At 53.5% G+C, this 14,910-nt stretch carries 14 protein-coding genes and 1 tRNA gene; 3 read left to right on the forward strand and 12 right to left on the reverse strand.

Annotation, left to right across the window (positions count from 1 at the left end; genetic code table 11):
* The 11 genes from WNZ14_RS09385 to WNZ14_RS09435 form a co-directional block, all read right to left on the reverse strand.
* Window positions 1-549 (reverse strand): hypothetical protein, encoded by a 549-nt coding sequence (locus WNZ14_RS09385; protein ID WP_342868297.1) that lies wholly within the window; start codon window positions 547-549, stop codon window positions 1-3.
* A 211-nt stretch (window positions 550-760) separates the two neighbouring features.
* Window positions 761-949 carry an AlpA family phage regulatory protein gene (locus tag WNZ14_RS09390; protein ID WP_342868298.1) on the reverse strand — a complete coding sequence of 63 codons (189 nt, stop codon included), beginning with the start codon at window positions 947-949 and terminating at the stop codon, window positions 761-763.
* Window positions 950-1,391: 442 nt separating this feature from the next.
* Complete coding sequence (locus WNZ14_RS09395; protein WP_342868299.1) at window positions 1,392-2,267, reverse strand: DUF4231 domain-containing protein; 876 nt, start codon at window positions 2,265-2,267, stop codon at window positions 1,392-1,394.
* Window positions 2,264-2,659 (reverse strand): TIR domain-containing protein, encoded by a 396-nt coding sequence (locus WNZ14_RS09400; protein ID WP_342868300.1) that lies wholly within the window; start codon window positions 2,657-2,659, stop codon window positions 2,264-2,266. Before WNZ14_RS09400 ends, WNZ14_RS09395 begins: the two co-directional genes overlap by 4 nt.
* Before the next feature lie 415 nt (window positions 2,660-3,074).
* Entirely contained in the window at window positions 3,075-4,310 is a 1,236-nt protein-coding gene (locus WNZ14_RS09405) for a TRAFs-binding domain-containing protein (protein ID WP_342868301.1), read from the reverse strand.
* Window positions 4,311-4,725: 415 nt separating this feature from the next.
* Window positions 4,726-5,193 carry a TIR domain-containing protein gene (locus tag WNZ14_RS09410; protein ID WP_342868302.1) on the reverse strand — a complete coding sequence of 156 codons (468 nt, stop codon included), beginning with the start codon at window positions 5,191-5,193 and terminating at the stop codon, window positions 4,726-4,728.
* On the reverse strand, window positions 5,194-5,784 hold the full coding sequence (locus tag WNZ14_RS09415; protein ID WP_342868303.1) for a 7-cyano-7-deazaguanine synthase: 591 nt from the start codon (window positions 5,782-5,784) through the stop codon (window positions 5,194-5,196).
* Complete coding sequence (locus tag WNZ14_RS09420; RefSeq protein WP_342868304.1) at window positions 5,781-6,479, reverse strand: DNA lyase; 699 nt, start codon at window positions 6,477-6,479, stop codon at window positions 5,781-5,783. Before WNZ14_RS09420 ends, WNZ14_RS09415 begins: the two co-directional genes overlap by 4 nt.
* Complete coding sequence (locus WNZ14_RS09425; protein WP_342868305.1) at window positions 6,479-7,897, reverse strand: toll/interleukin-1 receptor domain-containing protein; 1,419 nt, start codon at window positions 7,895-7,897, stop codon at window positions 6,479-6,481. The genes WNZ14_RS09420 and WNZ14_RS09425 overlap by 1 nt, the downstream gene beginning before the upstream one ends.
* 70 nt (window positions 7,898-7,967) lie before the next feature.
* Window positions 7,968-9,107, reverse strand: coding sequence for a hypothetical protein (locus tag WNZ14_RS09430; RefSeq protein WP_342868306.1), 1,140 nt, complete (start codon window positions 9,105-9,107; stop codon window positions 7,968-7,970).
* Window positions 9,108-9,489: 382 nt separating this feature from the next.
* A tRNA-Gln gene (locus WNZ14_RS09435) sits at window positions 9,490-9,563 on the reverse strand.
* 262 nt (window positions 9,564-9,825) lie between these two features.
* On the opposite strand from WNZ14_RS09435, the gene WNZ14_RS09440 reads away from it, so the two are divergent.
* Together WNZ14_RS09440 and WNZ14_RS09445 are read left to right on the forward strand one after the other, a co-directional pair.
* Window positions 9,826-11,376, forward strand: a complete 1,551-nt coding sequence (locus tag WNZ14_RS09440) for a Ppx/GppA phosphatase family protein (RefSeq protein WP_342868307.1) — start codon at window positions 9,826-9,828, stop codon at window positions 11,374-11,376.
* Entirely contained in the window at window positions 11,373-12,089 is a 717-nt protein-coding gene (locus tag WNZ14_RS09445; protein WP_342868308.1) for an RlmE family RNA methyltransferase, read from the forward strand. Before WNZ14_RS09440 ends, WNZ14_RS09445 begins: the two co-directional genes overlap by 4 nt.
* Here WNZ14_RS09445 and WNZ14_RS09450 read toward each other — a convergent pair.
* Window positions 12,072-13,487, reverse strand: a complete 1,416-nt coding sequence (locus WNZ14_RS09450) for a DHA2 family efflux MFS transporter permease subunit (protein WP_342868309.1) — start codon at window positions 13,485-13,487, stop codon at window positions 12,072-12,074. The two genes, WNZ14_RS09445 and WNZ14_RS09450, sit on opposite strands and share 18 nt — an antisense overlap.
* A 340-nt stretch (window positions 13,488-13,827) precedes the next feature.
* On the opposite strand from WNZ14_RS09450, the gene WNZ14_RS09455 reads away from it, so the two are divergent.
* Complete coding sequence (locus tag WNZ14_RS09455; RefSeq protein ID WP_342868310.1) at window positions 13,828-14,838, forward strand: zinc-binding alcohol dehydrogenase family protein; 1,011 nt, start codon at window positions 13,828-13,830, stop codon at window positions 14,836-14,838.
* Window positions 14,839-14,910 lie beyond the last annotated feature (72 nt).

The raw sequence follows: 14,910 nt of genomic DNA on the forward strand, positions 1-14,910 counted from the left end.
TCAGCGTGACGTGCTCAGGACGGCGCGCTTGGCTTCTTCCTTGCTGAGTGGCGGAATCATCAGCACTTCGCGGTCGTGCCAGTTCTTGGCACTTTCCAGGATTTGTCTGAGATAGGCGCAGATATTCTCGATATAGGCCTCCTTCTGGATCAGGGCGACGATGCTGTCGCATCGAAACTTGCGCCCGTCCGCCATCAATTCACGGACGAGGATCTGTTCGCGCAATGTCTTGAAGTAGACTCCGGTCATCACCAGCGTGACGATGATCGCCGGTCCGTATGCAATCCAGATCGATCCGATCAGCCAGACGGCAATGAAAGTCACGAGGCCGAGAATCAGGGCCGGACGGAAACTTTGTCTGAGATCGTCGATTGGATCGCTGACGACCAACGCGGCACTGGCAAAATTGTATTTCCAGATCAACGCCTCTTCTTCCTTGTCCAGCTCCAAGGAAGCATGAAGGGTGAAGGTGACACCGCTGCCAATCCTGAGCGGTATGAGCGAAAACACACTTGAACTGTTCTGGTCTCGATTAAGCAATAGGTTCATCATGTCCCCCCGATCACAAAGAAGGCATCGCTTCTTCGTGATTTCTGCATTTTTCCCACAAGAGAATGTACGTGTATATTGAGGTATGTGCAATGTTGGGGTTGTGTTAGCGGGGTCCGGGTGGGGGATACGGTATCCCCCTGGCTATCCCCCAACAAAAAAAGAGGACCGATGTTGCCACCAGTCCTCTTCGCTCTCACAAAAAGGAGAGTCAGTGTTGTCGGTCACGCGCTTCGATGCGTTCGCGAAGCCACTCCAGTACTTCGGCCTCAACCCATCCGACCCGGTTCTGGCCCAGCTGTACCCGCTTGGGGAATTGGCCTGCCGCCTCCAGGCGCGCAACGTGTTGGGGAGAGTAGAGAACCAGCTCCTTCACCTGACGCTTGCTCAACAGTCTCATCACGATACTCCTCATGTTGAGGAGCATCGCGATGCCCCGAGGGATAGTAGCCCTAGGGTTTGGCAAATATATCGCAAGAATGGTTGTATTCAAACAGGTTGAGGGATTGATATCTTAGAACGGACTTGAACGGACTTGAACGGACCTCGGATGAGGCATAGTAGCCTGAAAACTGTCGTTCGTGCAGGTCGCGGCAGCTGAAAAAGTAGAAACGATGGTAATCGTTCCGAGCCAGTTTGCTCTTAGAGCGTTTCCCTTTCATGTTGGATCGTAGCCACAGGAGTTGAAGAAATCTCGGGCCTATTGCGGCTCTATGAAATCAATCAGTTTTCCGATCCTGTCCCAGAGGCCAAGCCGCTCACCGCTCGCTCGGCTGCCTTTCGCAAAAGGGGCTTAAACTTGTCAAATCTGCTACCTTTTCAGAGTGTTGGCCCGTTCTACGTCAGTTGGCATCACGCCTCGCAACCCACTGCGTATGCTCCCGCGAGAATGCCAATTCGGCCTCATTGACGAAGTCAGAAAGCTCTTCCTCCGTTTTCACGGCATCTGAATTGCTCCTGATGATCCCAATCTCGTGGGCAGTTAGGTTGTAGCTTGCCATCAACTCGCCATGCCGTTTCATCTGCAACCAGCCCAGTGCGGAAGTGACTAAGACAATCATCGGGTCAAAGCCTACGGTAACATTTGGTAAACCTAGCTGCTCCGCGTTCAGTGCAATAGCAGCACCGATGTAGATGACAATAGTCAGGACCACCCAAAATTTGAGGGCGTTTTTGTTTGCCTTAGACTTCTTGGAATACCACGTACGTTGGCTGTCAACGCGGTTCGTAACATAATAGCCCCTACGGTCCTCAAGCGAAAGTTTCCGAATTGCGATCATGGTATCGGTCACTTGCTTAGTCTCAGCAGTTTCGATGTTCGCTGCAATATGCCGGTTCGACTGCAAAATATCGCGCAACAGAATCCGAAATTTATTTTTCGGAATGTTTATACTGCTGGTGTCCTCGAAGGGGTGCGCACGCATCGAAAATCGCCAAGTCGAGGTTTTGACAGACTCTGCTAACGCACGGCACCTATACCAATCCTGATCCAATTTCTTGACTATCTTGAAAACGAACAATCCGGCAAGAATTGCCAGCAAGAGCGTGACCACAATGGGATTTAAGCCGGACGCAGCGCGCGTAGCGCTTGCAACGCTGACGAAAAAAAGCAGGCAGTACTCAGAGCGCACCATCCACAAGAAGTAATTTTGCGCTCTTATCGCCCCTTCGTTTGCACTGCTATAGAGTGCGGGAAATTCGAGATGAGGTGCGCTCACGAAATCTCTCTGATGCCAGCCACAATAGAATCCGAATTCCAATTTACAGCCTTATTGGCAACCTCAGTGATGGCCATTGGCATCAACTGTGCGCCACGAGGACGCACGCCCAAAATTGGCTTACCAATGCTCACCGCGAAGTCTAATTCAAACTTGATCCAATCGCTATGATTGGCCCACATGCCGCCAATGATGATTGCGCAGTTGACGGGGCGTATCTGTTTGCGGAGTTGTTCTTGAAGCGCGGCCTTCGTCATCGACTCAAACGCCTTGTCAACAGGGACTGAATAATTTGTCCACGTGAAATAATTTCGGTTGTCCAACAAATCGACCATCGAGTTATAGCGCTCGCTGTATGACCAAGAATGGCTAATAAAAAGACGTTTTGACATGGAGTATTAAACTTTCCTAATTACGTATATTGCTACCAACATCGGCACTTAAGGTGAACCCTGAAAAACCATAGGCTGTCAGCGCATCTCCGTACATCCTCCGTGTTCCGCCTCCCATATTTTACGAAGATTCGGAGATTTGATATTCAACCCATCCGCTGCGCGCAGACTAAATTACACCAAGCAAAACGACTTCCTGACACGGATCAATCAGACGCTACATACCAGCCATCAGACTGTTTACTGTATTATCCGGCAAGCAATCCGTACTCGGGACACTGCAAGATTTTCATAATCAATTGTTGGCATCATGAAGCCCATCTACAGCCGCATCGTAATGCTGTCTCGCACTTCAGGCATTACGAATTATAGTAACTCGCATTTTCAACGGATATCTCGCTTGCATACATCAAGGCTAGCGTTTATAGTGAGAAGTAACAAGTTTTTTGCTAATATTGTAAGTTTCGATTTGCCATTTTGCTGGCTTTAAAGCTAAGAATTTTTTTTCATATTTCTCGTATTCTTCTATCTTACCCAAGGCTATGCTGCAATTCGCGAGTGTAGCAAAAATCCAAACTTGATCTGACCTTTCGTCAAAGTTGTCGCTCCCAGCAATCTCGATCAAGTTTTTAAAGATTGTTTCGCGAATCTTCGTAGCGGACATTTGATCATACATCGCCTCATCAACGTCTTCTTGCAGGCTCGTGCGGATTTCCAGACAAGTTGCTGCATTTTCACCGTTGTAGTAGTCGCCTCTGAGTTCGAAACCTTTTTCATAAAAACGAATAGCCTGGTCTAACGTTGCCGGATCATTGTTGTGGTCCCACAATCGTTTATAAATCGCACCAGACAAGCCAAGTGTCTCGGGGTCATTCGATCTTTCCGGCTCAAGCGGTTCCAATAGCGATTGCGCTTTCATCAAGGCAAGTGGCTCTGACGGCAACTTCGATTTATATGTGTGCAAGGCAGCTTGTTGACGCAAATACGAGTTGTCTGAACTCATTCCCAATGCTGCAATGAACTTGGTTGCTGCGACAGCATGGTCTGAATTATCCGCTGCTGCTTCTGCGTCACTAAGTAATGCGGAGAATTTTTCCTGCACTTCTTCTGCGTCCGCCAAGACCTCTTCAAACTCGTCGTCCGTAAAAGAGGGTTCCTTGAGGCGTGGGATGTAGGTGTACACCGGACTGTCCGGTTTCGGATCAGCCGAGATCGCTTTAATTAAGGCACCTAGTTCTTTTTGGGCACGCTTTGCCTCCCGGCTTCCAATATCTTCTCCGAGGTGCTCATACATAAACGTAGCTGTATGGTCCAAATCGAAGTGCATTTTGCCAAGCTTTTCCTTCATTACGATTGTCGAGTAAGGTCGCAGCGCATGCCTCACTCCGAGTTCATATACGGCGTTGACGTTACCTGTGGATATGTCGGCGACAACCAAATCGGCTCTTAAGAGCATCTCATACATTTTCAAGTCAATGACGCCCGAATGCAGAATCTCATTTGCGCGGATGCATCTAAAACCATTCGCCTCAACGGCAGGCTGAATGATGGCTTCGTATGTGGCATCCAAATCAAGTTTACGACCGGACTCATAGTCAGTCTTCTTCCCGAACCCCATTACTACAAAACATACTTTTTCTTTGTCGCTCATACCAAACCTACAATACTGTAATACTGAATTCGCAGCTTTTTGCGGAAGAAACCAAGTTCAACCCTAACGTGGTTCGCAGCCCTAGCACAGCCAGCGATTTTCGGGAAATTTTTTTGTTCAACTTCTCGCTTGTCAGGGGGCAATGCGCCTGGCTACGATCTCAATGCAGATATTTAGCAGCTTTCGACGAAATGTGGATTTGTCCTGCAAAACCAATATTGAAGTAAATTGCAACTTGCCGTCGCTTTTTTTGCCACAAACTCCTTTGTGAGCGTACCAATCAATGCGGCTTCATGGCAGCTGCGTTGCTTAATGGAAACCGTGAAGAAGTTGCGTCATCGAGTTCGAATCCTCTGCCTGCAAAGCAGGCCACTTTGCCGTCGCGAAAGGATGATCTTGCTCACCTGTCCAAAAATTATTTGAGCTCAGGAGCCAATCTGGCCCAAGGGACAACTTTTATTCTATTCTCGCCGATCCAACTTGGAGTTTTTCCTGTAAAGCTTGCCCCTGAATGTACAGCAACAACCTTTTTACCCAGTTCAATGCTCTTCTCTACCTCCCATTTTACCCAACGGCTCTTAGACGTCGCACTGGAAATGTAGACGACGGTCAATGACGAGCGATTGATGCGCTCGGTGATTTTTTTCCGAATGTATTCGGCGCGTTCGCTGTCGTAGGGTGCTCGAACCGAGTGATCGTTGAATTCGACATCGCTATTTTCATTTTTTGCTTGGGCACGAAGCAGGTTCACCTCGTTCATGTCTTCAGTGGCGAAACTAATGAAAACATTTCGCTTGCCCCTTGCGAGTGCTTCTCGCGCCTTTTGTTCGAGCGAACTGACATCGCCGAGCTGGTTCCAGCCGCCTCCACCGCCGCCACCCATTTACTCCTCCCCCAACTTAAATTCGTTACACGCGATACAGACACCGCACGCATCATCAAGTCCTAGATGGCAGGAATAGGTCCCGACGATCCCTTTCACCTGAGCCAGAGCCACGACGTTGACCTTGTGGAAAGAAGCAAGTGGTGCAATGACGCGAATGTCGCGGCCCATGCATCGCCTGATCATTGTTTGCGCATCGGAGAGAAAAGCCGATGTCTGATCGGGAAAGAGGCTAGTATCTTCGTGCAGCAACCCTATCGACACAGCATCGGCCCCGCACTGAAAAGCGTAACTCGCAGCTACAAGCAGAAATAGCATGTTACGACCCGGTGTGAACGCCTCATTGAGGACGTCTAGTTTAGGATCGGTCAGACCGGATCGAATAAGGGCCCCGAAGCCAGCAAGCCGAGCCACTTCGGGTGAAGGGAGCTCAAGCCGTGCCAACACGGCCCTGCAGGCCGAGAGTTCCTTCTCCATTGCTCGCTGACCATAGTCAATGAAAAGAGGGTGTTGAGTTAGGCCTTCTTCCTTTGCGAGCAATGCGACCAAGCTGGAATCAAGGCCGCCCGATACGAGTGTCACAACGCTCATGCTTGCTGAACCTCTGATTGTTTAGCGACGCGCATTACGATCCAGATTGCCCAGTCCATGATCCCGACAGAGCAGGTAACAGAATCGGCATGCGTTCTCAGTGTGCTCTCAGCGTTGCGATAACGCTTCAGAGAAGTAATCGCGCCACCATTATGTGGCAACACCCCAGTGATTTCCATATAGCGCAGGACATGGCGATCTATAACTGCAAGATCATAACTCGTGCCAATGTTGCGTAGAAACATGCTGGCCTGCTTAGGGCCTAGACCAGGTGCATGATCCACCAGCCACTTTCGGGCGTCGCTTGCAGTCGAGAACCCAGCAAGCAGTGAGGACAGACTATCGGCTTCGCAATGAATGCGATAGTATGTGCGAGCCAGCTGTGCTGCCTTTGCAGACGGAAATCGATAGGTGCGAAGCCTTCCTGCAATGGTAAGCGGCTTACGCAGTACGTCTTCTAAACGAACTTCGAGCTGATCATCGCAAACAGGATCGAAAAGCAAGTTGGACTGGTCGATCGCGTCGGCTGCGGCCGTTGCAAGCGAATACGGAACCTGACTGCTGAGAACACAGGATGAAAGTTCCCACCACAAACTGCGCTCATCTCCGCATGGGGTGGTCCGATCCACGCGCTGTTGGATTTCAGGGCAGATGCTTGCCACAGCCGTCATTATTTGCGCTGCATCATATTTCATCAATCAAACAGTCCCTCTGTAATGCGATGCAACATTTCGACCGCAACTTTTGGTAGACGCTTATTGACGAATCCCTCGATGCGCTTTTGAGAAACTGCGTCTCGGAGCTCTTGATTGTATCGCATGAAGTAGTCGATGTTATGGAAAGCCGCTTTGCCAGCAAAATCAACTTTGTCATCGTTCAACGCGTCCCTTGCGACCGCGAGGTCAGCAAATTGCGTCTGATCGGTGAATAAGTCAAAATGCTGAAAGTGATTTAGACGATCATCCTGATGATCGACAATTACACGACACCATTCAAGCCCATCAAAAGCATCCGCCCCAGCAGCTGTCATAATTGCAATAGTCCAAGGGTTCCCTGTCCCGAGAAGATGAACCGGTTGGTAGAATGTCAATTTGTTCAGCTCACGTCGAATAGCTTGCATTGTCTTTACGCGCTGTCCCATGCCCGCGCCAAGCTCCCGTTCAGGGATGCCAATCATAGCGGGCTGCAACGCCTCTGCTACACGCCGAGAAATGTCAGGAAGTACATCAACTAAATAGCCGCTTGAGGACAGCCGGGGAGCATGAACGACTGGCAAAATAGGAGCTGAAGTAAGAGCTTGGTCGCACTGGACCCTTTCGAGAATGGTCTCGGTAATTCTTTCAGCAGACATTTCTTTTTTCGGCCAAGATGCTCTTATTTTGTCGAATGCAAAGGCCCAGTCGGGTGGGAATGCCGCCAGAGCTTCTTGGAGGTCGTCAACACGCCAATGTTTCGTGGATAGACGTGACGCTTCGTAATTTCCAGAATCGAGCAAGATGAAGCCACCTGTTTGTCGGTACTCTCGAAGCGCTTCTATCAATGCTTCAGGTTTGCGCCTACGTACCAAGTCCCAGGCTGAGACCAGTATTGCTGGGGCCCTAGCTAGAGCCAGTGCCTTCACGGCTCCTTCTGGGACCAATTGAGTTTCGAAAGAAGATACCGATAAAAACATCGCAGGCAGTGGTATGCGACCATATGCTAACGAGTTCGGTTGAGATGGAGGTTGTGGAGCAGGAAGGACTGACATGAGCCGTCCAAAGAGTAACTTGTAGCCTGGATGATCGTTCTCGCCCATCCAGCCGCTCAGATCGGAAGTGCTATAGCCTCCAAATCCGTAAGCTGGTTCGCTGCCGTCCAATGAAGCACACACAATTTTTACGGATTGCTTCTGTGCAAGCTTAACTTCGTCGATCACTGTGTCCTTTATGCGTGACGCCTTTGACCAAAGGACAACCGCGCAGCGTGTTTTCGCCATTTCAGCAACAATTTCATCAGAAAAACGCTCTTTGACGAGCTGGTCCCACCATACACTCCATCGCGGACTCAGATTGTCGAACAAGTTGCGGGCTGCGCCCTCATCTTCCCGAGCGTAGATTAGGTAGACATCAGCCATACACAAACATTTCCCCCACTCTGCATCCTAAACTAGGATTGCGCTATCCAGCGCAACAATTCAAGGTTGATTAGCGTGTAGCTTCCAACTTCATTGCGGCCCAACAGGCATGATAGAGCGCAGTCGCAAAATCGGCGGTCACCGTCACATTACCACCTAGCCCAATACAATGGTGGTCTCGCGTTTCGTCGAGAATCACAACAGGTAGCCCGCGCTGCCTTTCAAGCACAGACTTAACCATTTCTTCTCCCATACCATCGGCGAGAATTAACATCGCAGAAGGTCTGCGATCATCACCTACATCGAAATGTGCTTGTACATCGGCACCCAGTTCGCGAAGCCGAAACACCGCCTCCTCGAAGGTATAATATCTTCCGATCGTATTCGCCGGGCCGAACACGTTGATAGAGCCTATCAGTTTCGAATTGACCGCGCGGTACTCACAAGTAGCGGTTTCTACTGGAAGTAGTTGTGTAGCGGCGTAGTGCGCAACTCCTTTTGAGGCTTCATACGCAGCATGCGCCGGACTGCGTCCGTGTTCTCCCCAATAAAGAGAAAACAACGCCGAGAAAACGTCGCCGGTACCAATCTTGAACACACGCTGCGACTTGAAGGCAGGAATTGCATAGGACTTTAAAGTTTGATCCAATACCGTCGCGCCAAAAACCCCCCGCTTGATTACTACAACGTTCGCCTGCCCTGATCGAATAAGTTTTCGTGCCGCTTCATTCACGGAGAGATCGGCTTCCATTCTGCTAAGCTCGGTTTCGTTGAGCACGAGAGCTAATTCTTCAGCGAATGACCCGTTGGCGCAAAAGCCCAAAGGGTCTCGCCAACCCTGTGGATCAAAAGTTGCTCGTCTTGCAGAAACGATGGCATCTCCTTCGACGAAACCGAAGCGGAGAACTACGTCACCATGTACTTGAAGCGGCTGACACTTTGTCAAATCGCTCTGCTCGAGGTGTGGCTTGGAAAGCGGGTGAAAATAGGCGAATGCTATGCCAGATTGCCTGGGAGATAGATCAAGTTTGATTCCATGATCACAATAGATCGCAAGATCTGTATTGTCAGCATCTTCAAAATAGCTGTGAAGCACGGGGCTATCAGACTGTCCGACAATTGCGAGCGCTGCTCGACCTCCAGAGCCAAACAAGCCATTCCATGCCGGTCTGAGACAGATCTCCCGGTAAAGCCCACCTGCAATTAGCATCAGATACCCTATAAGTTGCAGTGCCAGAATAAGCTGTCTTCTGTTTCAAATGCGCGCATGCGGCATGTCTAGTCAACGGTCGACAGAATTAATACAATTTCAAAAAAAGCCCCGCGTTGTCGTTCGGGAGGCCGCGAGCACGCTTTCTCACCTGCGGAAAATGCTAACCGGTCAAAGCAAGACCAAAACCTGAACAGGGCTAACTTATAGACGCGGACTCCATGGGGAGCAGGTCAGGTCGAGCGGTTCTAGTGGGACGGACGGCGTTCTTATCCGTGACCGTGAACTCGCGTGCTTGAGAATCGTACCCGTGCAATAACCAATTGTGCGTGCCTAGTGCGTGCCTAAGAAATTTGCGCTACCGCTTAGTATTTGAAAAATTTGGCTGGGGAACCTGGATTCGAACCAGGACTAACGGAGTCAGAGTCCGTGGGTCTACCGTTAACCTATTCCCCAACATGGGCGGACCGGAAAAAATCGGGTCAGCGCGGCGGCTTATAGCCAATAAACTCTCGGGATGCAAACCCGGATTGCACAGTTTTTTGAATTCTGTGCAAACTATATCGATGCGTGCGCAGCAAGGCCTGGGCTTGCACTCAACTGCTGACCGCACAAAAAGGGTTTTGCGTTATGGCCACCGCTTTGCTAATCTTTCCCCAACAACAAACCGTGAAGCGCAGTGCGGGCCTCTTGCTCGCCGCGCATGACAGGACAGACCGTGAAAGACCTTCGGGACGGCGACACGCCAGACGTAGGTGCATCACTGGCAGGTGAAGGGCCGTCTGAACGCGCCTCGAAGGCAGCGGCAGATGGCGTGAAGCAGGGACATGGCAAACCCGTGTCCCCAAGTTCGTCTTCTGATGCAACGCCATCAGAGCGATCTTCGGCCAGTGAATCCACCGACAAGAAGGGCGGCCAGGAGCCGTCGGGACGACGCAGACGGCGGCGGAGGAAGTCTGCGCGCAAGGTCGAAGAGAAGGGTGTTACCCTTCAGTCCGGCTCTGCCGAGACCAGCAACCCGCCGGTTGGCGCAGGTCCCGCAGCGCCCGCTGAAAAGAAGGGTCGCCGTCGCCGCCGCAAATCTGGCCGTGAAATTCAGGGCCGCCCGCTTGCGCCTCAGAAAGCCCCCGGCCAGGCGAAAGCCCAATCGGGTGGAGCGGGCCACGCCCACGCAACTGCAGCTTCGCCACAAGCAGTCGGTGCATCAGCGCCGATCGCGCGCAGGCCTGCCGATGATCTTTACGCAGCCCTTGACCTGGGTACCAACAATTGCCGTTTATTGATTGCCCAGCCCACGCGGCCGGGGCAGTTCCGGGTTGTGGATGCCTTCTCCCGCATTGTCAGGCTTGGTGAGGGGCTCGATGCCACCGGCGAATTGTCGCAAGACGCCATGGACCGGGCCGTCGAGGCCTTGAAGATCTGTGCCGGAAAGCTGAAAAGCCGCCCCGTGCGGCGCCACCGTCTGATTGCAACCGAAGCCTGCCGTTCGGCGCGCAACGGCATTCAATTTCTTGAACGTGTGCTGGCGGAGACAGGCCTCGAGCTTGAGATCGTCACCCGCGAGACCGAGGCCAGGCTGGCGGTCGCAGGCTGCTCGTCGCTTGTCGGGCGGGAGACCGATGGTCTGGTTCTGTTTGACATCGGCGGCGGCTCCTCCGAGATCGCCATGATCGACCTGACAGAAAACCGTTCGAATCGCCTGGCCAATCACATCAAGGCCTGGACCTCGCTGCCGGTTGGCGTTGTCACGCTGTCCGAGCGCCATGGCGGTTGCCTGGTGACGCCGGACGTATTTCAGGCGATGGTCGCGGAAGTCGATGCGATGCTCGCCAGTTTTGATCCGCCGCCATTGCCTGCGTTTTCAGGACGGGGCGAGAGCCGGATTCACCTGCTCGGCACATCGGGAACCGTCACCACGCTTGCCGGTCTGCATCTGGACCTGCCACGCTATGACCGCCGCAAAGTCGACGGGCTCTGGCTCTCGAACGATGAAGTTGACCGTATGCTCGACAGGCTGCTGTCCTGGGATTTTGAAGCCCGGGCCGCCAATCCCTGTATCGGCGCTGACCGGGCGGACCTGGTTCTGGCCGGTTGCGCCATCCTTCAGTCGATCCGAAAGCGCTGGCCATCGGAACGGATGCGGGTTGCCGACCGGGGCCTGCGCGAAGGTCTGCTCAATGAAATGATGGCGTCCGACGGTGCCTGGCGGCGAAGTGGCAGAAACTTCCGCTTCCGGAACCAGCGGTCGAGCCAGGGGGAAAATCCATGACACGTCCTCCAACAGGACCAACCGGGCGCAAGCTCGGACAGAAAGTAAAGCGAAAGAGCAAGCTCAAGGCGTCTTCCAGGCGCTGGATCGAGCGGCATCTCAACGATCCCTATGTCCAGCAGGCCAAGCAGGAAGGCTACCGTTCGCGCGCTGTCTACAAGCTTCTGGAAATCGACGCCAAGCACAAGATTCTCGACAAGGCCAAGCGGATCATCGATCTGGGCGCCGCCCCCGGCGGCTGGTCACAGATTTCAGCTCAGGTCACCGATTCCACCGATGAAGACCCGAAGGTTGTGGCTATCGATTTTCTGGAAATGGATGGCCTGGCGGGCGTCAAGTTCCTGCAGATGGATTTTCTCGATGATGCCGCACCTCAGGCCTTGAAGGACGCGCTGGGTGGCTCGCCGGACGTCGTGCTGTCGGACATGGCGGCACCCACCACCGGTCACCAGCGCACTGACCATCTCAGGACCATGCATCTGTGCGAAGTGGCTGCACATTTTGCAATCGAGGTACTCACGCCGGGAGGGCATTTTCTCGCCAAGACCTTCCAGGGCGGCACCGAGAACGACCTGCTGACCCTGCTCAAACAGAACTTCAAGTCGGTCATACACATCAAGCCACCATCATCGCGCGCCGAGTCGGTCGAGATGTTCGTGCTGGCAAAGGGCTTCAAGGGCCGCAGCCAACCGGAGCTAGCTGCGGACGGGTGATGCCGCGCGCCCGCCAGCCCGCTTGAGCGTGTGCCCTGAAACCTGACCTCCTGCGTCAGGCGGCAGGGCGAGAAACGGTATAACTGCGAAAGCCGTGATGGCTGCCACCACGAAAAACGCGGTGTGAAATGCGCTGAGGTCAAGTACTCCGCCGTTCATTGTGCTGACCACCTCGACAATGCCGCCGGCGACCGCAACCCCGATAGCGATGGCGACCTGCTGGAAAGCCGAGGTAAACGAGCTCGCCTGGGCCGCGGTTTCCGAACTGATCTCGGAAAAAGTCAGGGCATTGACCGACGTGAAGAACATTGACCTGACGAGGCCGCCGAAGAACAGGATGACCATCATGAGCGCAATGGATGTGGCTGGGGTGAAGAACCCGTTGACCGCAATGGACAGGGCCGCTCCCAAAGCGGCCACCAGGAGTGTGGTGCGAAATCCGACAAAGCTCAGGATCCGCTTGATGAGGAATTTCATCATGATGGCGCCGGCAGCCGACACAAAGGTTATCATGCCGGACTGGAACGGCGTCATGCCGAACGCGAGTTGCAGCATCAACGGCAGCAGGAAGGGAACCGCGCCTGCGCCAATCCGAAACAGGTTCGAGCCAAGCAGCGACAGAGCAAATGTCCGGTTCCTCAACAGCTTGGGGTCGAGCAGGGGTTTTGGATGAGCGCGGGCGTGTCTGAGATAGGCGACCAGGGACAGGATGCCGCCGACGGTCGCGGCGATCCCCCAGACAGGCGGCAAGACCGGAAGACTGATGACGGACAGGCCGAAAACAATCCCAGAGGCAGCTGCCCCCGACAGCAGGAAGCCCAGCCAATCCAGCCTGTCGCGAACGCGGACATTATCGTCGGGTAGAATTTTCAGCGCGAACACGATGCCCGCAAGTCCGATCGGAATGTTGATCAGGAAGATCCAGTGCCAGCTCAGGAAGGTGGTGAGAAAGCCGCCCACGGGAGGGCCGACCATCGGGCCGACCAGAGCCGGGATCGTTAGCCACGCCATGGCGCTGACCAATTGCGATTTTTCCGTTGATCTCAGCAGCACCAGCCGTCCAACCGGTGTCATCATGGCGCCGCCCATCCCTTGCAGGAAACGCGAGAGCACGAATTCGATGAGGCTGCTCGAGACCGCACAGGCGATCGATCCGGCCAGGAACACGCCGATTGCAATGGCAAAGATCCGCCGCGCGCCGAACCGGTCGGCCATCCATCCGGAAATCGGAATGAAGATGGCGAGTGACACAAGATAGGCGGTCAGTGCGAGCTTCAGCGAGATCGGGTTTGTCTGAAGGTCGGCAGCAATCGCCGGCAGGGCGGTTGCAATAACGGTTGAATCCATCTGCTCCATGAACAGGGCGACGGCCAGAACAAGCGGAATGGATCGGTTCAAGAGGCGTATCCGTTAGGGGAGGGAGGCTGTTTCGAGGTTGCTCAGCAACGCGGACAACCGGTATTGCAGGAATTCGCCGGTGTCGAAAGGGTGACAATATGTCAATTTTCTCACGCAGTTTGGCTGGGATTGAGTGTTGCGCACTCAAGAGGCTGCAACGAGCCACTGCGCAATTCATGTTCTGCAAAATCCGGAGAAATTCAAGCTTATTGCGGCCTGCGATTACTCTGTCGCGCTAGACGACCTATATGGAGGTAATCAAAAGCGCCATAGGCGCATTTACGCTCAACGAGATGACCGAAATCATTTGACTGACGCAGTCTGACCAGGAGACTTCACAATGAAAGCTGTTGCCCTCACACACTACCTTCCCGTCACTGATCCCAATACGTTTCTCGATGTCGAACTGCCAAAGCCGATTGCCGCGGGCCGCGACGTTCTGGTGTCGGTGAGGGCCGTTTCCGTCAATCCGGTCGACACCAAGGTCCGCGCTCCGAAAGACCAGGTTGAGGACACTCCTCGCGTTCTCGGTTGGGATGCCAGCGGCGTGGTCGAGGCTGTCGGTCCGGATGTCACGCTCTTTCAACCGGGCGATGAGGTCTACTATGCTGGAGACATCACGCGCTCGGGCTCGAATGCCGAGTTCCAGCTGGTCGATGAACGAATCGTCGGGTTCAAGCCCAAAAGCCTCAGCTTTGCGGAAGCCGCGGCTTTGCCGCTAACGACGATCACCGCCTATGAAGCGTTTTTCGACCGTCTGGGCATTGATCGCGATGGCGGCGACAAAGGGCAGTCCATTCTCATCGTCGGGGCAGGCGGTGGTGTCGGCTCGATTGGCATTCAATTGGCCAAGGCGGCCGGACTGGTGGTCATAGCCACGGCTTCGCGCCCCGAAACGACAGAATGGGTCCAGCAACTCGGCGCCGATCACGTCATCAATCATCGTGAACCGATGGTCGAGCAGGTGCGTGCGCTGGGATTCCAGCATGTTGATCACATCGCCATCTTCAATGACATGCGTCACTGGGAGACCGCGGTCGAATTGATCCGGCCTCAGGGAGGGATTGTCTCGATTGACAACACCGATCAGCCAATGCCGATGGCCGGCATGAAAACCAAGTCTGCCAGTCTGCATTGGGAATTCATGTTTGCCCGCGCGATGCACCAGACGCCGGACATGATCGAACAGCACAAATTGCTCAGCTATGTGGCCGTTGAAATCGACGCCGGACGTATTCGCACAACACTCGATACAGTTCTAAGTCCGATCAATGCGGAAAACCTGCGCAAGGCCCATGCGCTCATTGAGACCGGAACAGCCAAAGGCAAGGTCGTGCTCGAAGGCTTCTGATGGAAACCGCCGCCTGATCCAGGATCGTCTAAGGGGATAGAGATCCTGCGCACGGATGCCGCTATATGTAAT

The sequence above is a fragment of the Hoeflea sp. AS60 genome (genome assembly GCF_038900115.1).
In the GTDB taxonomy this organism is placed as follows: domain Bacteria; phylum Pseudomonadota; class Alphaproteobacteria; order Rhizobiales; family Rhizobiaceae; genus Hoeflea.

Coding starts and splice junctions, on each gene's coding strand:
- WNZ14_RS09400 (WP_342868300.1), bottom strand. CDS start 2,659: ATGTCAAAACGTCTTTTTATTAGCCATTCTTGGTCATACAGCGAGCGC.
- WNZ14_RS09445 (WP_342868308.1), top strand. CDS start 11,373: ATGACACGTCCTCCAACAGGACCAACCGGGCGCAAGCTCGGACAGAAA.
- WNZ14_RS09425 (WP_342868305.1), bottom strand. CDS start 7,897: ATGGCTGATGTCTACCTAATCTACGCTCGGGAAGATGAGGGCGCAGCC.
- WNZ14_RS09415 (WP_342868303.1), bottom strand. CDS start 5,784: ATGAGCGTTGTGACACTCGTATCGGGCGGCCTTGATTCCAGCTTGGTC.
- WNZ14_RS09455 (WP_342868310.1), top strand. CDS start 13,828: ATGAAAGCTGTTGCCCTCACACACTACCTTCCCGTCACTGATCCCAAT.
- WNZ14_RS09390 (WP_342868298.1), bottom strand. CDS start 949: ATGAGACTGTTGAGCAAGCGTCAGGTGAAGGAGCTGGTTCTCTACTCT.
- WNZ14_RS09405 (WP_342868301.1), bottom strand. CDS start 4,310: ATGAGCGACAAAGAAAAAGTATGTTTTGTAGTAATGGGGTTCGGGAAG.
- WNZ14_RS09430 (WP_342868306.1), bottom strand. CDS start 9,107: ATGCTAATTGCAGGTGGGCTTTACCGGGAGATCTGTCTCAGACCGGCA.
- WNZ14_RS09410 (WP_342868302.1), bottom strand. CDS start 5,193: ATGGGTGGCGGCGGTGGAGGCGGCTGGAACCAGCTCGGCGATGTCAGT.
- WNZ14_RS09420 (WP_342868304.1), bottom strand. CDS start 6,479: ATGAAATATGATGCAGCGCAAATAATGACGGCTGTGGCAAGCATCTGC.
- WNZ14_RS09385 (WP_342868297.1), bottom strand. CDS start 549: ATGAACCTATTGCTTAATCGAGACCAGAACAGTTCAAGTGTGTTTTCG.